Source organism: Gammaproteobacteria bacterium, assembly GCA_024235095.1.
In the GTDB taxonomy this organism is placed as follows: domain Bacteria; phylum Pseudomonadota; class Gammaproteobacteria; order Competibacterales; family Competibacteraceae; genus UBA2383.
Map to the genome: position 1 here is coordinate 769,165 of JACKNC010000002.1, position 14,087 is coordinate 783,251.

The 14,087-nt window shown below is 56.9% G+C and carries 18 protein-coding genes and 1 tRNA gene; 12 read left to right on the forward strand and 7 right to left on the reverse strand.

What is annotated here, in order from left to right; genetic code table 11:
• Positions 1-3 precede the first annotated feature (3 nt).
• The 3 genes from H6973_16665 to H6973_16675 are packed head-to-tail and all read left to right on the forward strand — an operon-like array spanning position 4 to position 1,697.
• Entirely contained in the window at positions 4-942 is a 939-nt protein-coding gene (locus H6973_16665) for a uracil-DNA glycosylase (protein MCP5127211.1), read from the forward strand.
• Positions 939-1,424: a ribosomal protein S18-alanine N-acetyltransferase gene (rimI, locus tag H6973_16670; protein MCP5127212.1), complete on the forward strand. Its 486-nt coding sequence runs from the start codon at positions 939-941 to the stop codon at positions 1,422-1,424. The genes H6973_16665 and rimI overlap by 4 nt, the downstream gene beginning before the upstream one ends.
• 42 nt (positions 1,425-1,466) lie before the next feature.
• Positions 1,467-1,697, forward strand: coding sequence for a hypothetical protein (locus tag H6973_16675; protein MCP5127213.1), 231 nt, complete (start codon positions 1,467-1,469; stop codon positions 1,695-1,697).
• Positions 1,698-1,718: 21 nt separating this feature from the next.
• On the opposite strand, the gene H6973_16680 is transcribed toward H6973_16675, so the two are convergent.
• From H6973_16680 to pcnB, 4 genes are read right to left on the reverse strand one after another with little or no spacing between them, the layout of a single operon-like run.
• Positions 1,719-2,582: a pantoate--beta-alanine ligase gene (locus H6973_16680; GenBank protein MCP5127214.1), complete on the reverse strand. Its 864-nt coding sequence runs from the start codon at positions 2,580-2,582 to the stop codon at positions 1,719-1,721.
• A gap of 19 nt (positions 2,583-2,601) precedes the next feature.
• Positions 2,602-3,420, reverse strand: a complete 819-nt coding sequence (gene panB / locus H6973_16685; GenBank protein ID MCP5127215.1) for a 3-methyl-2-oxobutanoate hydroxymethyltransferase — start codon at positions 3,418-3,420, stop codon at positions 2,602-2,604.
• Positions 3,421-3,460: 40 nt separating this feature from the next.
• A complete protein-coding gene (gene folK, locus H6973_16690; protein ID MCP5127216.1) occupies positions 3,461-4,021 on the reverse strand; it encodes a 2-amino-4-hydroxy-6-hydroxymethyldihydropteridine diphosphokinase in 561 nt (186 codons plus the stop codon).
• 32 nt (positions 4,022-4,053) lie between these two features.
• On the reverse strand, positions 4,054-5,403 hold the full coding sequence (gene pcnB / locus H6973_16695) for a polynucleotide adenylyltransferase PcnB (protein ID MCP5127217.1): 1,350 nt from the start codon (positions 5,401-5,403) through the stop codon (positions 4,054-4,056).
• Between the two features lie 80 nt (positions 5,404-5,483).
• Between pcnB and H6973_16700 the strand changes: the two genes are divergently transcribed.
• The 3 genes from H6973_16700 (at position 5,484) to H6973_16710 (ending at position 6,334) form a co-directional block, all read left to right on the forward strand.
• A tRNA-Glu gene (locus H6973_16700) sits at positions 5,484-5,559 on the forward strand.
• A gap of 57 nt (positions 5,560-5,616) precedes the next feature.
• A complete protein-coding gene (locus tag H6973_16705) occupies positions 5,617-5,856 on the forward strand; it encodes a hypothetical protein (protein MCP5127218.1) in 240 nt (79 codons plus the stop codon).
• A gap of 46 nt (positions 5,857-5,902) precedes the next feature.
• Complete coding sequence (locus H6973_16710) at positions 5,903-6,334, forward strand: DUF29 domain-containing protein (protein ID MCP5127219.1); 432 nt, start codon at positions 5,903-5,905, stop codon at positions 6,332-6,334.
• 53 nt (positions 6,335-6,387) lie between these two features.
• On the opposite strand, the gene H6973_16715 is transcribed toward H6973_16710, so the two are convergent.
• From H6973_16715 to H6973_16725, 3 genes are all read right to left on the reverse strand, one after another.
• Positions 6,388-7,143, reverse strand: coding sequence for a hypothetical protein (locus H6973_16715; protein MCP5127220.1), 756 nt, complete (start codon positions 7,141-7,143; stop codon positions 6,388-6,390).
• A gap of 23 nt (positions 7,144-7,166) precedes the next feature.
• Positions 7,167-7,379 carry a type II toxin-antitoxin system VapB family antitoxin gene (locus tag H6973_16720; GenBank protein ID MCP5127221.1) on the reverse strand — a complete coding sequence of 71 codons (213 nt, stop codon included), beginning with the start codon at positions 7,377-7,379 and terminating at the stop codon, positions 7,167-7,169.
• Between the two features lie 390 nt (positions 7,380-7,769).
• Positions 7,770-8,303, reverse strand: coding sequence for a prepilin-type N-terminal cleavage/methylation domain-containing protein (locus H6973_16725; GenBank protein MCP5127222.1), 534 nt, complete (start codon positions 8,301-8,303; stop codon positions 7,770-7,772).
• 502 nt (positions 8,304-8,805) lie between these two features.
• Here H6973_16725 and H6973_16730 point away from each other — a divergent pair.
• The 6 genes from H6973_16730 to H6973_16755 all read left to right on the forward strand — a co-directional run bounded on the left by H6973_16730 (position 8,806) and on the right by H6973_16755 (position 14,057).
• Complete coding sequence (locus H6973_16730; protein ID MCP5127223.1) at positions 8,806-9,225, forward strand: putative toxin-antitoxin system toxin component, PIN family; 420 nt, start codon at positions 8,806-8,808, stop codon at positions 9,223-9,225.
• A complete protein-coding gene (locus H6973_16735; GenBank protein MCP5127224.1) occupies positions 9,222-9,449 on the forward strand; it encodes a toxin-antitoxin system HicB family antitoxin in 228 nt (75 codons plus the stop codon). The genes H6973_16730 and H6973_16735 overlap by 4 nt, the downstream gene beginning before the upstream one ends.
• 107 nt (positions 9,450-9,556) lie before the next feature.
• Positions 9,557-10,897, forward strand: coding sequence for an insulinase family protein (locus H6973_16740; protein MCP5127225.1), 1,341 nt, complete (start codon positions 9,557-9,559; stop codon positions 10,895-10,897).
• 23 nt (positions 10,898-10,920) lie between these two features.
• On the forward strand, positions 10,921-11,328 hold the full coding sequence (locus H6973_16745; protein ID MCP5127226.1) for a hypothetical protein: 408 nt from the start codon (positions 10,921-10,923) through the stop codon (positions 11,326-11,328).
• A gap of 18 nt (positions 11,329-11,346) precedes the next feature.
• Positions 11,347-11,619 carry an acylphosphatase gene (locus H6973_16750; GenBank protein ID MCP5127227.1) on the forward strand — a complete coding sequence of 91 codons (273 nt, stop codon included), beginning with the start codon at positions 11,347-11,349 and terminating at the stop codon, positions 11,617-11,619.
• Between the two features lie 518 nt (positions 11,620-12,137).
• A complete protein-coding gene (locus H6973_16755; protein ID MCP5127228.1) occupies positions 12,138-14,057 on the forward strand; it encodes a transglycosylase SLT domain-containing protein in 1,920 nt (639 codons plus the stop codon).
• Positions 14,058-14,087 lie beyond the last annotated feature (30 nt).

Sequence of the window (14,087 nt, forward strand, 5' to 3'; positions counted from 1 at the left end):
GTAATGACTGATAAACGCCTCTACCTGGAAGCTCTGGACATTCCGTTGTGGCTGCCGCGAGCCAACCACCCCGGCGCTGCGCGCCACTCCTCCTTGACCAAAGAGGGGAATTCAGAAAATGACATTCTTCGCCCGGTGGAGGAGAGCTTGAAGACGCAGGCATCCGATGCCCCTCACCCTGTGGGAGAAGGATTGGGGGTGAGGGCGGAGACGGGCGGAGGAAACCCGGAATTGCCTCCTCCCGATGACTGGAATCCACCGATAGACGACAATTGGGAGCCGGTTTTTGAACTGGACGCCGACGATATCCCGGATGCGCCTCCTGTAATGAGCCGCGAGGCGCGCATCGCTCGGATGGACTGGGAGGAGTTGATCACCGAAACCCGCCAATGCACCGCCTGTGAATTATGCGGAACCCGCACGCAAGTCGTATTCGGCGTCGGCGATCATCAAGCCGAATGGCTGGTCATCGGCGAAGCGCCGGGAGCCGATGAAGACCGACAGGGCGAACCTTTCGTTGGACGAGCCGGCAAGCTGCTGAATCCCATGTTGTTGGCGATTGGCCTGAAACGCGAGCAGGTTTATATCGCGAATATTTTGAAATGCCGTCCGCCGGATAACCGCGAACCGACGCCGATGGAAGCGGCGAAATGCCGCCCGTTCTTGCAACGGCAAATCGAACTGATTCGACCCCGCATTATTCTGGCGGTGGGGCGGGTCGCGGCGCAGAACCTGCTGGAAACCGACACGCAAATCGGCAAATTACGCGGTCGCGTCCATCGCTTTGGGCCGACGCGCATTCCCGTAGTGGTCACCTACCACCCGGCTTACTTGTTGCGTTCACCCCGCGAAAAACGCAAAGCTTGGGATGATCTGCGTTTAGCCCGTCGCACTCTGGCGGCTGAACCGCCTGCTCCAACCGGAAAGTTTGCCGATTTATGAGCGCATTACCCAGGATCGCACCGCGAGAACAGGCCAGCGTCAGCCAGTTCCGCAAGATGCTCTACGCTGATTTGCGGGAAATTCTCGCGATTGAACGACGGGCTTATGACTTTTGCTGGACCGAGACCATTTTCCGCGACTGCATCCGGGCTGACTATCACTGCCGGGTGCTGGAAGTACCGCACAGCTTCATTCAAGCCTACGGGGTCATGTCGACTGCCGCCAACGAAGCACATATCTTCAATGTGTGCGTACGCCCGGAATTGCAGAGACGCGGCCTAGCGCGGCGGATGCTCGATCATTTGCTGGAACGAGCGCACACCGTGCAAACCCAAACCGTTTTCCTGGAAGTCCGCGCTTCCAACGCCGCCGCATTGCGGCTCTACCAGTCCGCCGGTTTCTGCGAAATTGGCGTTCGGCATGGCTACTACCCTGCCGCCAAAGATCGGGAAGACGCCATCGTGATGGCCAGGGAACTCTGACGGATCTTCCCCAATTTATTAGGCTGAGGGGAAGACCAGTCGGTGATTATCCATGCGGTGGAAGAGTCGCGCCGCATCTTCGAACGGATGATGAGCTACATCATCTACCACATCGCCATGAGCATCGACATCATGGTGTTCGTGGTGTTGGCCAGCATCGACAAGTTTCGCTACTCATGCCGGGGCATTCCTCGAACACACCAATGCCTCCGCGCAACCCGCGTCTGGAGCGTAGCGTTTTTTCATCGTTTCCCCTCGCCCACAAGCGGGTAAGGGGGGCTTGGGGAGCGGGACTCAAGAGGGCAGATGGCCGACCGCTAGATTATCGATCAGCCGCGCCCGACCGAGCCAGGCGGCGGCGAAAATCCGTAAATCAACCGCCATATCTTCGGGAGTAGGCCGTTGCAGGGTCTCAGCGTGACGGATTTCAAAATAATCGGGGCGGAAGCCCACCGCCCTGAGTTGCGCCCTGGCGTCCTCCTCCAAAATCGCAACATCCCGTTCGCCCTGTCGCCAGCGCTCCGCTGTGGTCTGTAACATGGCGTACAGGGTGGGAGCAACCGCCCGCTGTTCGGCAGACAGGTAGCCATTGCGCGAACTCATCGCCAAGCCATCCTCTTCCCGCACGGTAGGCACGCCGACAATCTGGATCGGTATATTCAGGTCAGCGGTCATTCGGCGGATGACCATCAGTTGCTGCCAGTCCTTTTCGCCAAATACCGCGATGTCCGGTTGCACCATATTGAAAAGCTTGGTAACGACTGTGGCGACGCCCCCAAAATGGATGGGGCGGCTGGCTCCGCATAGTACGGTGGTGAATCCCGGCACGATCACCTGAGTCATGTCCTCCAAAGGGCGCGGATAAATGTCGGCCAGGTCCGGGGCGAACAGCAGGTCGAGTCGAGCTTCCTCCAGCTGACGGCTGTCCTCGTCCAGGGTGCGCGGATAGCCCGCGTAATCCTCATTCGGCCCAAACTGCATTGGGTTGACAAAGATGCTGGCGACGGTGCGCGGCGCGCATTGCCGCGCCCGTTCCACCAAGCGGATATGCCCACGATGCAGATTGCCCATGGTGGGCGCGAAAGCGACTTCTTCACCGGAGCGCCGCCAGGCGGCGACCTGGGTGCGCAGTTCGGTCAGGGTATGCACAGTCCGCATGAAAAGCGCTCCTCAACAATCAGGCAATGCAGTGCTCGGGGCCGGGAAATTCGCCGGTTTTGACCGTGCGCACATAGGTTTCCACCGCCGTTTGCAAGCTGTCGCAGCCGGTCAGAAAGTTCTTGGAGAACCGGGGGCGATGGCCTTGGGTGATGCCCAGCATGTCGTAGCTGACGAGCACCTGGGCATCGCAATGCGGGCCAGCGCCGATGCCGATCAGCGGAATCGCCAGCGCCTCGGTCAACCGCGCCGCCAGTTCCGCCGGGATGCATTCCACCAGCGCCACGTCCGCGCCAGCATCCTGCAAGGCCAGCGCTTCGTCGATCATTTGCCGGGCGGCGGCTTCCTCGCGACCCTGCACCTTGTAACCGCCCAGTTTGTGGATTGACTGCGGCAACAAACCCAGATGGGCACAGACCGGGATACCGTTGCGGCTGAGTTGGCGCACGGTGTCCGCCAGCCAGCCGCCGCCTTCCAGCTTGACCATCTGCGCGCCGCCTTCCTGCATCAACCGGGCCGCGCTGTACACGGCTTGTTCGACCGTGGGGTAGCTGGCAAAGGGCATGTCCGCCATGACCAAGGCGGTCTGACAGCCTCGCGCCACCAGGCGGGTATGATAGATCATATCTTCCAGCGTCACTGGCACCGTGGTGCGCTGCCCCTGAATGACCATGCCCAGCGAATCGCCGACCAGGATAACCTCCACGCCCGCCGTCTCCAACAACGCCGCGAAACTGGCGTCGTAGGCAGTCAGCACCGCGAATTTTTCCCCGTCGCGCTTCATCTTTGCCAGGGTCGTGACCGTAATCGGCTTGCGAGTCGATGCGTCTTTGTACATGGCGTACTCTACATGGAGCCATCCGAAATGACGAATGGAGTCAGGATGGCGGGTTTAAGTAAGGTTTCATTGGAAGTGGCTTTGGCGGCGTTATCGTAACCGGTTCGTTTGCAATGTCCAGACGCACGATGCTTTGAGACGGACAATTTCTGAGTAGCATCGTCAACTTTCCCTGTCCGATGATCGTCAAATCAGGCGCAATGTCATACAAGGGATACAAAACGAAGGCGCGTTGATGCAGGCGAGGATGCGGTAAGGTCAGTCGGGGATCGTTGCGGGTGATGGAACCGTAAAGTAGCAGATCCAGATCCAGGGTGCGCGGCCCCCAGCGTTCAGCGCGGATTCTTCCCTGGGCGTTTTCCAGCGCCTGGAGCGCGGCCAGCAAGGCATCCGGGGTCAACGTGGTTTCCAGGGCGGCGACGGCGTTGAGGTAGTCGGGTTGACCCGATGGCCCGCCGACCGGGGCGGTGCGGTACCAGGGCGAACACACCGTCAACCGGCTGACGGGGAGGGTGGCCAACCCCTGAAGCGCGCGTCGAACCTGGTGCGCTGGGTCGTGCAGATTGCTGCCAATGCCGATGTAGGCCCGTACCGACGGCATAGAGGTACAAACTTTTCGCAGCGTGGGGCCAGTCAGGCGTCGGACCCTGGCGGAGGCGCTGACTGATCCTGCTGGGCTGACCGGGGCTTGCGGCGGCGGCGCGGTTTACCCTTTTTCGCCGGGGCGCGAGTCGCAGGTTGCGTGGCCTGGATTCGTTCAGCCTCGCTCATTCCTAGAAACCGGGTCCACCAGTCAGCCAGTTCCGCCGCCTGTTCATCGGCGTCGGCGCGCAACGTCAGAAAATCATAGGCCGCTCGGAAACGAGGGTGGGTGACCAATCGCAGCGGTCGCTTCCCGGTAACTTGCGTCAGTCGCGGTTGCAACTCCCAAATTTCCCGCATCGGCAGGCTATAGCGGCGCGGCAGGGCGACCCGCCGGCTCTGCTCGCGGGTGACGATGTCGGCGACTTCCTGAAGAATATCGTGATCGCCCAGTCCATCAGCTTGCAGACGGCGCATCTGCTCGCGCATCGGCTCCCAGAGCAATGCGGCGAACAGGAACGCCGGATTCACTGGCTTATCGTCCGCCAGTCGCTGATCCGTATTCGCCAGGGCGCGGATCAGCAGGGTTTTCGGATAATGCTGCTGCTGGTGGCCCAGGCAACGCTCGGTGGCCGGAAACAGCCACCCAAACAGCCGGTAATGACGCAGTAGTTCAAAGGTCTGAATGGCGCTACCGTTCATGAACAGCTTGAGCATTTCGTCGAACAGGCGGGCCGGCGGAATTTGTTCCAGCAGGTGACCCAGACGGTGCAAGGGCGCTTCGGTGGCCGGATCGAGTTGCAGTCCCAGTTTGGCGGCGAACCGCACCGCGCGCAGCATCCGCACCGGGTCTTCGTGGTAGCGCTGCACCGGGTCGCCGATCAGGCGAATCAATCCGGCTTGCAGGTCCGCCATACCGCCTACATAGTCCAGCACCGCGAAATTGGCGATATCGTAATAAAGGGCATTGATGGTGAAATCCCGCCGCCAGGCGTCTTCCTCGATGTTGCCGTAAACATTGTCGCTGAGAATGCGACCATCAGCGGCGCGCTCCACACCGGAGTCTTCGCCTTCTTTGCTGCGCGCGCGAAAGGTGGCGACTTCGACGATCTCCTGACCAAAACGCACATGGGCCAGCCGGAAGCGGCGACCGATGAGTCGGCAGTTACGAAAAAGTTTATAAATCTGCTCAGGACGGGCGTCGGTGGCGACGTCAAAGTCCTTGGGTTCGCGCCCTAGCAGCAAATCCCGCACGCCGCCGCCGACCAGGCAGGCGCGATGCCCAGCGTCGTGCAGCCGGTACAAGACCTTGACGGCGTTGGCGCTGATGTTGGCCCGCGAAATGTTGTGTTCGGGACGGGGAATGAGAATTGGCGGTGAATTTGGGTTTCGGGATTCCAAGGAATATGCGCAAGCTCTTGTCTGAAGTCAAAGCGTGCGTATAATACATCTTTCTCTTCAAGACGCCAGTCAGCGATTTTGCTCCCTTCGTCTAGTGGCCCAGGACACCGCCCTCTCACGGCGGGAACAGGGGTTCGAAACCCCTAGGGAGCGCCATAGCACAATCAGCTCAAGCTGAATGAAAAACAGCAGCAACTGTTTCAGCAGCCGGCGGTGAGCGCGCTCTACCCGGAATACTATCTGATCAAGATCAACCAGTTTAACGATGCGGTGAAAGACCCGCTGGATGAATGGATTTACTTTCTCAAGCATGAAGAAATTCAGGAGCATTTTACAGCGTGCGGGTTACAAGCGGCGCGAGAGAAGCTGGATGTGTTGAAATTATCGCCCGAGGAGCGGGCGGCGTATGAGCGGTATATGGAGGATTTGCATTATCAGGCGAGCATAATTTGAACGGTTCGATAGGCGAGATTATCGTTTTACATTTCAAGGAGTAAGCATGCTTGCAAATTATGAAACTGATATTATTGCCTGGTCTCGTGAACAAGCTCAGTGGTTGAAAGCCGGTCGGTTCGACCAATTGGATTTGGAACATTTAGCGGAAGAAATTGAAGACGTGGGTAAGAGCGAACAGCGGGAGCTTTCCAGTCGGATGGCTGTGTTGCTGGCCCATCTTCTCAAGTGGCAGCACCAACCTGAGCGCCGGGGCGCGTCATGGAAAATCACGATTCGCAATCAACGGAAAGGCATTATCCGTCGTTTGAACAAAACGCCTAGTCTGAAAGTAGATTTGGCGGATGCGGATTGGTGGGAAGGCGTATGGGAAGATGCAACTGCACAAGCGGCTCAGGAAACCGGATTATCCAGCTTCCCTGAAGACTGCCCCTGGTCTTCCGAACAGGTGCTGGGACTGGACTGGCTACCGATGTAAGCGAGCATGCGCCTGTTGAAAATCGTCAATTCCGGGCCAGCGAAGGCCCGCACTCAATGGCCATCCTCCAGCCACGGGTTGATCGAAATCCAGCCAACCGGCTTTCCTTCTTTTGCCGATAGCGCCATCACGATGTCCTTATTTCTGCCGCGCAACGGCAGGTAGAGATAATCCGTCAACACGCCGCCATGCTGCTGGAGAAAGGCGTCAAGCGCTGCCTTAGCCTGGGGATTCTGCCCGGCGATTTTCGCCACGTCGAGACTGCGAGCACCCAGTTTTGTAAGGTCGGGTTGATAAGGTTCATAGAATTCGGCCCGATATTCCAAGTCCTTTTCGCCTTTCAGCAACACACCAAACAATAAATCTTGCCGTTGTTGCGAGTCGTCGGGCAGATGCGCCTGCGCCAGGAGCGGGCCGATGCCGAAGCGGCGCTGGAGTTCCGGGTATTGCAGCTTGTCGAAGTCGATATCGGCGGCGGGAATCGAAGTAAACCGGTCGATGCCGAACACCACGAACGCCGGGCGCTCTTGGTAGATGATGGTTCCGCCGTAGATCAGCGCGCCGAGCTGAATGAGGATGATGCAACTCATATCGAATTTCAGACTGGGCTTGCCGGGTTTGAAGACGATTAGGGTCAGCAGTGGCCCCAGGACGACATCGACGCCGGCCAGAATCCGCAACACCTGCCAGCCACCGTCAATGGCGAAGTACGGGGCGGGATACCAGACGAAAAACATGAGGCCGAGGAAGATCAGAAAAATCGTGATGCTGGCGGTCAGGTGCAGGGCGAAGGCGTGTCGTTTGGTCATCGGGGTGGGGACTTCGTAAATGGTTACTTTTTGCAGTGGATGGTATGTCGCGAAGCGCGGAGCTGATCCAGATTCTCTTCCCAATGCACTTTTCCTCTTAGCTCCAGAAGCTGACGGCGTTTCAGCAGCTTGGCGTACTCGGCCAGTGCGGTATTGACCGCCGCTTTTTTGGTCCCGAAGCAGCCAAGCTGCTGAACCTGGTTCAGAAGGCGTTCATCAAGTTCGATCATTCTCATGGGCTATGAAGGGTGGTTTTTAATGCACAATTATAATACTAATTTTTGTCAAATAAAAAATTGTTGGTTCTTCGATACTTTTTGTGGAATTGATGCAGCAATCCGTAGCAATCTGTAGGTCCGGCACCGGACGTGCCCGACATAGGCCTTCTTGTCGGGCAACGCTACGCTTTTGCCCGACCTACAGTGTGAGTTCCACAAGAACCCTCGAAGAACCAAATTGTTTTGATGTGCATTGATGAGCAGGAGGCCAAGTTATCAATGACTATAAGACTAACGATCAACAACAAAGAGAGGCTCGCCTGACCTTATCGGTTTTTTCCTATAAAAACAACAGGCAATAAAAAAACCCCCGTTACCGGGGGCTTTCGTTTCTACGTTAGCTGGGAATCAACGGCATTGAGCCGGGGCATACTTGGCCAGCAGTGCGCCCGTCGCCGCAGCGGCCAGACCCTGGTTGGTGGCAGTCGCATTGGTGGCGCTGGCGCAAGCCCAGTCGACCGTGCCAGTGGTGCCTGCGCCGAGCGCTGCTGCCAGTGTTACAGCGGCGCCACCAGCCTGAACATAAGGTGACAAGATCACAGTGTCTGAGCCGGCGGCAATACCTACGTTACCTGCATTAAGTAAAATGGTGATCACGCCTGTTCCGGCAGTACCCAGCACGGAGGTCACGTATTTGCTCGTCGCACCAGCGCCAGCAGCCTGAGCATTCCAAGTGGCTATGGCTGCGTTCAGATCGGCGATCGTGGTCGCATTTTGGGCAACTTCCAACTTCAGCGGCTCCGCGATGCTCAAGCCTTCCGTGACGCGGGTGCGGATGGTGTAATCCTGATAAGCCGGTAGAGCGATCGCGGCCAAAATACCGATAATAGCCACAACGATCATCAGTTCGATCAAGGTAAAGCCGCGTTGGAACTTATTCATGGGATAACTCCTCAATTTACTTTCAGAAAAAACCCGGTTTTGGGTTAGGAAGTTGGGGGGATACGCTTGCGATCCCTTCGCGTTTGTCTGTTGCAGCCAGTGTGCCAGAATCGAAAACCTCCGTTATTTTTTTCTAATCTAATAAAAAATAAAAAGAAAAAATTAAACATTCCCCAAGCGGCATATCTACTCATTCCATAAGGGAACTTTTTGTCGGAAGCGTACTGACTTCAAAGGGCGCAGGTTGACGTTTTTGGTCAGGAGAGATGGATGGAGGGCTTTAGCGAGAACAAATTACTATCCATAATGAACTGCCCGTGAGGTAAGCGTTCACCTCCCCCCTTTGGAAAAGGGGGGCCGGGGGGGATTTCGCACGAGCGACGGGGCCAAAATCCCCCCTCACCCCCCCTTGCTAAAGAGGGGACTGAACGGTTACCCCGTGAGTACGAAAACAACTGACCAAAATTTGCATCGAAATATTGATAGCGTATAAGCTATCAAAATGATTCCTATCGTTGTTGATGCCAATGTCTTTGTCTCAGCGCTTCGCTCGGAGGGTGGCGCTTCGCGTGAGGTACTCCGTCGAGCGTTGCACAGTGTTTATCAACCCCTATTTTCCAATGCGCTCTGGTTGGAATACGAAGATTTGCTGGGACGCAACGTCTGGTCCGAGGCCACCACGGCAGAGGAACGCCGGGAAGTACTTGCTGCGCTGGCGGGTAGCGGGCGCTGGGTCAGGATTTACTACCTCTGGCATCCTAATCTGCCTGACGAAGCAGATAATCACCTCATCGAACTAGCCATAGCCGGGGGCGCTACGGCTATCATCACCCACAACACACGGAATTTGTTGCACAGCCAATTATTCTGGAAAAGCTTGTCCATCCTAACGCCTGCTCAATGCCTGGAGGCACTACGATGAGTACCCTAACGATTCGTCTACCGAACGATACCCATGATCGGCTCAGACAACTCGCCGCCCTGCGAGGCGTCAGCCTTAATAAACTGATGGAAGAAATCAGCATCCAAACCTTATCCAGCTTTGACGCCGAGACCCGGTTTCGCGCCTTGGCGGCCCAAGCCGACCCACAACGGGCGCTGGCGATTCTGAACCGGCTGGATGAGCAGAATCAGATCACGCGCTAATATATTTGCGTCAATGATCAATGGCGAATCTGTTTTAGCCACATTCCTATAGACTATATCGCTTAACATAATGAGAATTCATATAAAATACTGAGGATTTTTCCACCATGCGCAACCGTTCTTCATTGCTTACCCCTTTCCTTGCCATCGTCCTGCTGCTTGCCTCGGGAATAGCCGCCGCCGTTCCCGAAATCCAGCACTGGCGCACGGCCAACGATGTGCCGGTCTATTTCATTTCGGCCCGGGAACTGCCCATGGTCGACGCGCAAATCCTGTTCAACGCCGGTTCGGCCCGCGACGGCGACCAACCGGGACTGGCGCGACTAACCAATGCTTTGCTGGAAGAAGGCGCGGGCGACTGGTCGGCGGATGACATTGCGGATCGACTGGATCGTGTCGGCGCACAGTTCAGCGCCAGTTCGCAGCGTGATTCAGCGGTAATCTCATTACGCAGCCTGACCGATCCCCGCTATCTGCAACCGGCGGTGGAAACCGTGGCCCGGTTGATCAGGGAGCCGGCCTTTGCCCCGGAGGCGATCGAACGGGTTCGTCAACAAATGCTGACCGCATTGCAAGAACGCGCCCAATCGCCCGGCGCTATTGCTCAAGACGCTTTCTATCGCGCGCTGTATGGCCAACATCCCTATGGCTCGCCGCCAGAAGGCACAACCGCCAGTCTGAAAGCGCTCACCCGCGCCGCGGTCCAAGACTTCCACCGCCGCCATTACACCGCCGCCAACGCCAGGGTTGCGCTGGTCGGCGATCTGGATCGACCCGCTGCCGAGCGGTTAGCCAACGCGCTGGTCGGCGGTCTGCCTCCAGGCGAACCGATTCCGCCGCCGCCCCCTGTCCCTGAAGTGACTGCCAGTCAGACGGTGCGCATTGCCCATCCCTCCGCGCAAAGCCATATCCTGATCGGTCAAATAGGCGTCAGTCGCGCCGATCCCGATTACTACGCACTCTATTTGGGTAACCATGTTCTGGGCGGTAACGGGCTGGTTTCGCAGCTATCCCAGGAAATTCGCGAGAAACGCGGCCTTGCTTATAGCGTCTACAGCGCCTTTTCGCCGATGCGCCAGGCCGGTCCCTTTCTGATCGGTCTGCAAACCCGCAACGATCAAGTCGATACCGCGCTGGAGGTTGCCAAGACCGCTCTCCGCCAGTTCACTGCCCAGGGTCCCGAGGCCCAGGCGTTGGAAGAAGCGCGGCAGAACATTACCGGCGGCTTCGCATTGGATCTTGCTGGCAACCGCAAGCTCGCCAACTATCTGGGAATGATTGCCTTTTATGGATTGCCCCTGGATTACCTGCAAAACTTCGTTAGCGTTATGAACGATATTACTTTGGATCAGGTCACGGGCGCCTGGCGACGCCATATCCAGCCCGACCGGCTCATCACAGTCATCGTCGGTGGTGGTCAGGACGCACCCGATTCGTCAGATCGTTAACCGGAATAAGAGTCATAATCAAGATGAAAATTCTGATCTTATCGCTCATCATTGCATTCCCGACCAGCGCGCTGGCGCAGAGTCGCCTGGAGCAACGCGTTGACGAATTGGAACAGCGTGTAAAAATTTTGGAACAGCAAAGCGGTCGTCATACCTTTCTGACTGAACCACTGCAAAAAAACTCTCAAGAGCCGGTTTTTCCCGGTAAATTTATCGAACCCACTTCTTCCGCTCGTCGCTGGATTCGTTTCAGCGCGGACGGAACCTTCCTGTTTCACACGCCATCCGATCAGTTTACAGGAACCTGGGAAAAATCCGGCGCGAAGGTTTCGATCCGGGTTCAAAGCGGTTTCACCGAGGAATTCCATATTGTTGGAGACGCCTTAGTGGATAGCCGCAATATCACCTGGATAAAAGCGAAAAGCCAATAATTAAAGAGGACAAATCTCGTGAAAAAACTGTGCTTGCGTTGTTATATCAGCGGCCGCGTTCAGGGCGTCGGATTTCGCTACGCCACCGCGGACAAAGCCTTCTCGCTGGGCGTAACCGGGTATGTCCGCAACCTGCCAGATCGGCGGGTGGAAGCGCTGATCTGTGGCGATGAACGGGCGGTCACTGCGCTTCAGCACTGGCTAAGGCAAGGTCCGCCATTCGCCCACGTCAGCGATACCTATTGCGAAGCCTTGCCCTATCAGGATTTCCACGATTTTCGGATTGAATGAAAATGCTGAATCGAGCTTGACTTATCCACAGGCTTATGCAATCCCTCTGTCTAGCGAGTTATTCGGCTCCCTTCAACCCAAAATTGTGATCAGATTCCAAGTGTTGAACATAAGATATTGATATAAGATTAAAAAAATAAATAACTGGAAAGTCGTTAAAACGTCATTAATGCAATGACAATATGTACTTAGCGGCAATTAGCAAAAGTTATCCACAAAGTTATCCACAGGCAACCTGTTTCGTGTCAACTTTATGATTGGCGGGGCTACGCTACCAGGACTTTCGCTTGGCTACCATATAAAGTATGGTAATGATCAATAAATATCTATATATGGTAAAAAATAGCCCATAAGCGAAAGTCCTGGCTACAAAATTCATCTCAAAGCCAGGATAACTCTACGGATAAGGATTGCCTGAAGAATGGCTCGTGCTTTGACACAAGCTTAATGACAGCGTGATTATCATCGCAATCTGCAAAACGATCAGGCGCTAACCATCAAATATACAAGGGATTTTTATGCATCTGCTTTGGGCTATTGCCCTGATCATCGGCCTTGGCGGCGATGTCAACGCTACAGAGTCTTTGCGCGCGCAACGGCAAGCCTTTCAAATCGTCGAGCGATCGTTGCAGACTGGCGCGTCCCTGGATGATGCATCGTTGCGCGACTACCCGCTTTATCCCTATCTGGTTTACAAAGACCTGTCCCGTCGATTGAATGCATTCCCTGCTGCCGAAGTGCGGGATTTCCTGCAAACCTGGGCCGACACGCCCCTGGCGGATCGCCTGCGCAACGCCTGGTTGCGTCAACTGGCTGGCGCCCAGCGTTGGGCGGATTACCTGCGCGACGCTGTCCCCAGCCGCGATCCGACCTTCGAATGCTGGCGGCGGCAGGCGTTGCTTAATACGGACCAGACCGACGCCGCATTGCAGGATTTCGCCGCCGTTTGGCTCACTGGTCATTCGCTTCCCAATGCCTGTGATCCAGTGATCGCCGTCTGGCAGACTCAGGGCCAGCTTTCGCCGGAATTGCGCTGGCAACGCTTTGCGCTGGCCATGAAGGAGGGCGAGACGGGACTGGCCCAGTATCTGCGCGCTGATATGCCAGCGAACGATCAGGCTTTGGCGGATACGTGGCTGGCGGTAGCGAATGACCCGACCCTGATTCTCGATGCTGACCGTTTTAACGTAGATGACCCGCGCGTCCCGCCGATTCTGGCTGATGGTTTGAATCGCTGGCGGCGGCGCGATGCCCTGGGGGCAATTGCTGCTTTGGACACCCTCAAGGCGTGGAATCCAGCGTTAGCGCCTCATCTGGCCGATGAGGAACGGTTACTGGCCCTGTGGATCGCCAGCGATTACCACCCGACAGCGCTGGCGCGGCTGACCGCCCTGCCGGAAACCGTCGTCGATGCCGACGTACGGGAATGGCGGATCCGCGTTTGCCTGAAACAGGGCGACTGGCCTGCAACCCTGCACTGGCTTGATCAATTGCCTCCGGAAGAACGTGACAGCCCGCGCTGGCAATACTGGCGTGGCCGGGCGCTGGAAGCGCTGAATCGTATCGAATCGGCCCAACAAGCCTACCGAAACGCCTCTGGCCACCGTGACTACTACGGCTTCCTGGCCGCTGACCGACTGGGTGTTCCCTATACGATCACCAATACGCCGTTGGTGGTTTCGCTCACCGAATTGACCGCGCTGCTGGCCGCTTCGCCTGGGCTACAACGGGCCAGGGAGTTGTACATTCTGGGCCGGGAATGGGAAGCCGACGCCGAATGGCGACAAGCGACCCGAGCGTTCGATCCGGCAGTGCTGAAACAGGCGGCGCGGTTAGCCCAGCGCTGGGAGTGGCGCCATCAGGCTATTATTACCATTGCCCGGGCCGAATACTGGGACGATCTGGAACTGCGCTTTCCACTGGCCTACCGGGATGGAATCGTGGCAAACGCCACAGCCGATGCCCTGGACCCGGCCTGGGTTTACGCGGTCATCCGTCAGGAAAGCGCGTTTCGCGCCGACGCTCGTTCCCCAGTTGGGGCGCTGGGCCTGATGCAGCTCATGCCGGCTACCGGTCGCCAAGTGGCCCAGGATTTACAAGATCCTGCCAATAAAGCCGATCTGCGTCAGCCGGAAACCAATATCCGCTACGGCGTTCGCTACCTGCGACGCATGCTGGAACGGTTGCAGGGTAATCCAGCCCTGGCCACCGCCGCTTACAATGCCGGACCCAACAAGGTCATCGAATGGTTGCCAGTGCATGATTCAGTACCCGCCGATGTCTGGGCGGAAACCATTCCCTATCGGGAAACCCGGGCCTATGTGCAGCGGGTCATGGAATACGCCATCGTCTATCAGCGTCTGCTCGGCTTGCAAGAGGATTCCACCACCCTCAGTGCGCGCATGAAGCCGGTGTTGCCGCTGGAAAATCCTGGGTAGGCAGGTTAGCCCCTGTGCGAAACACCTCAC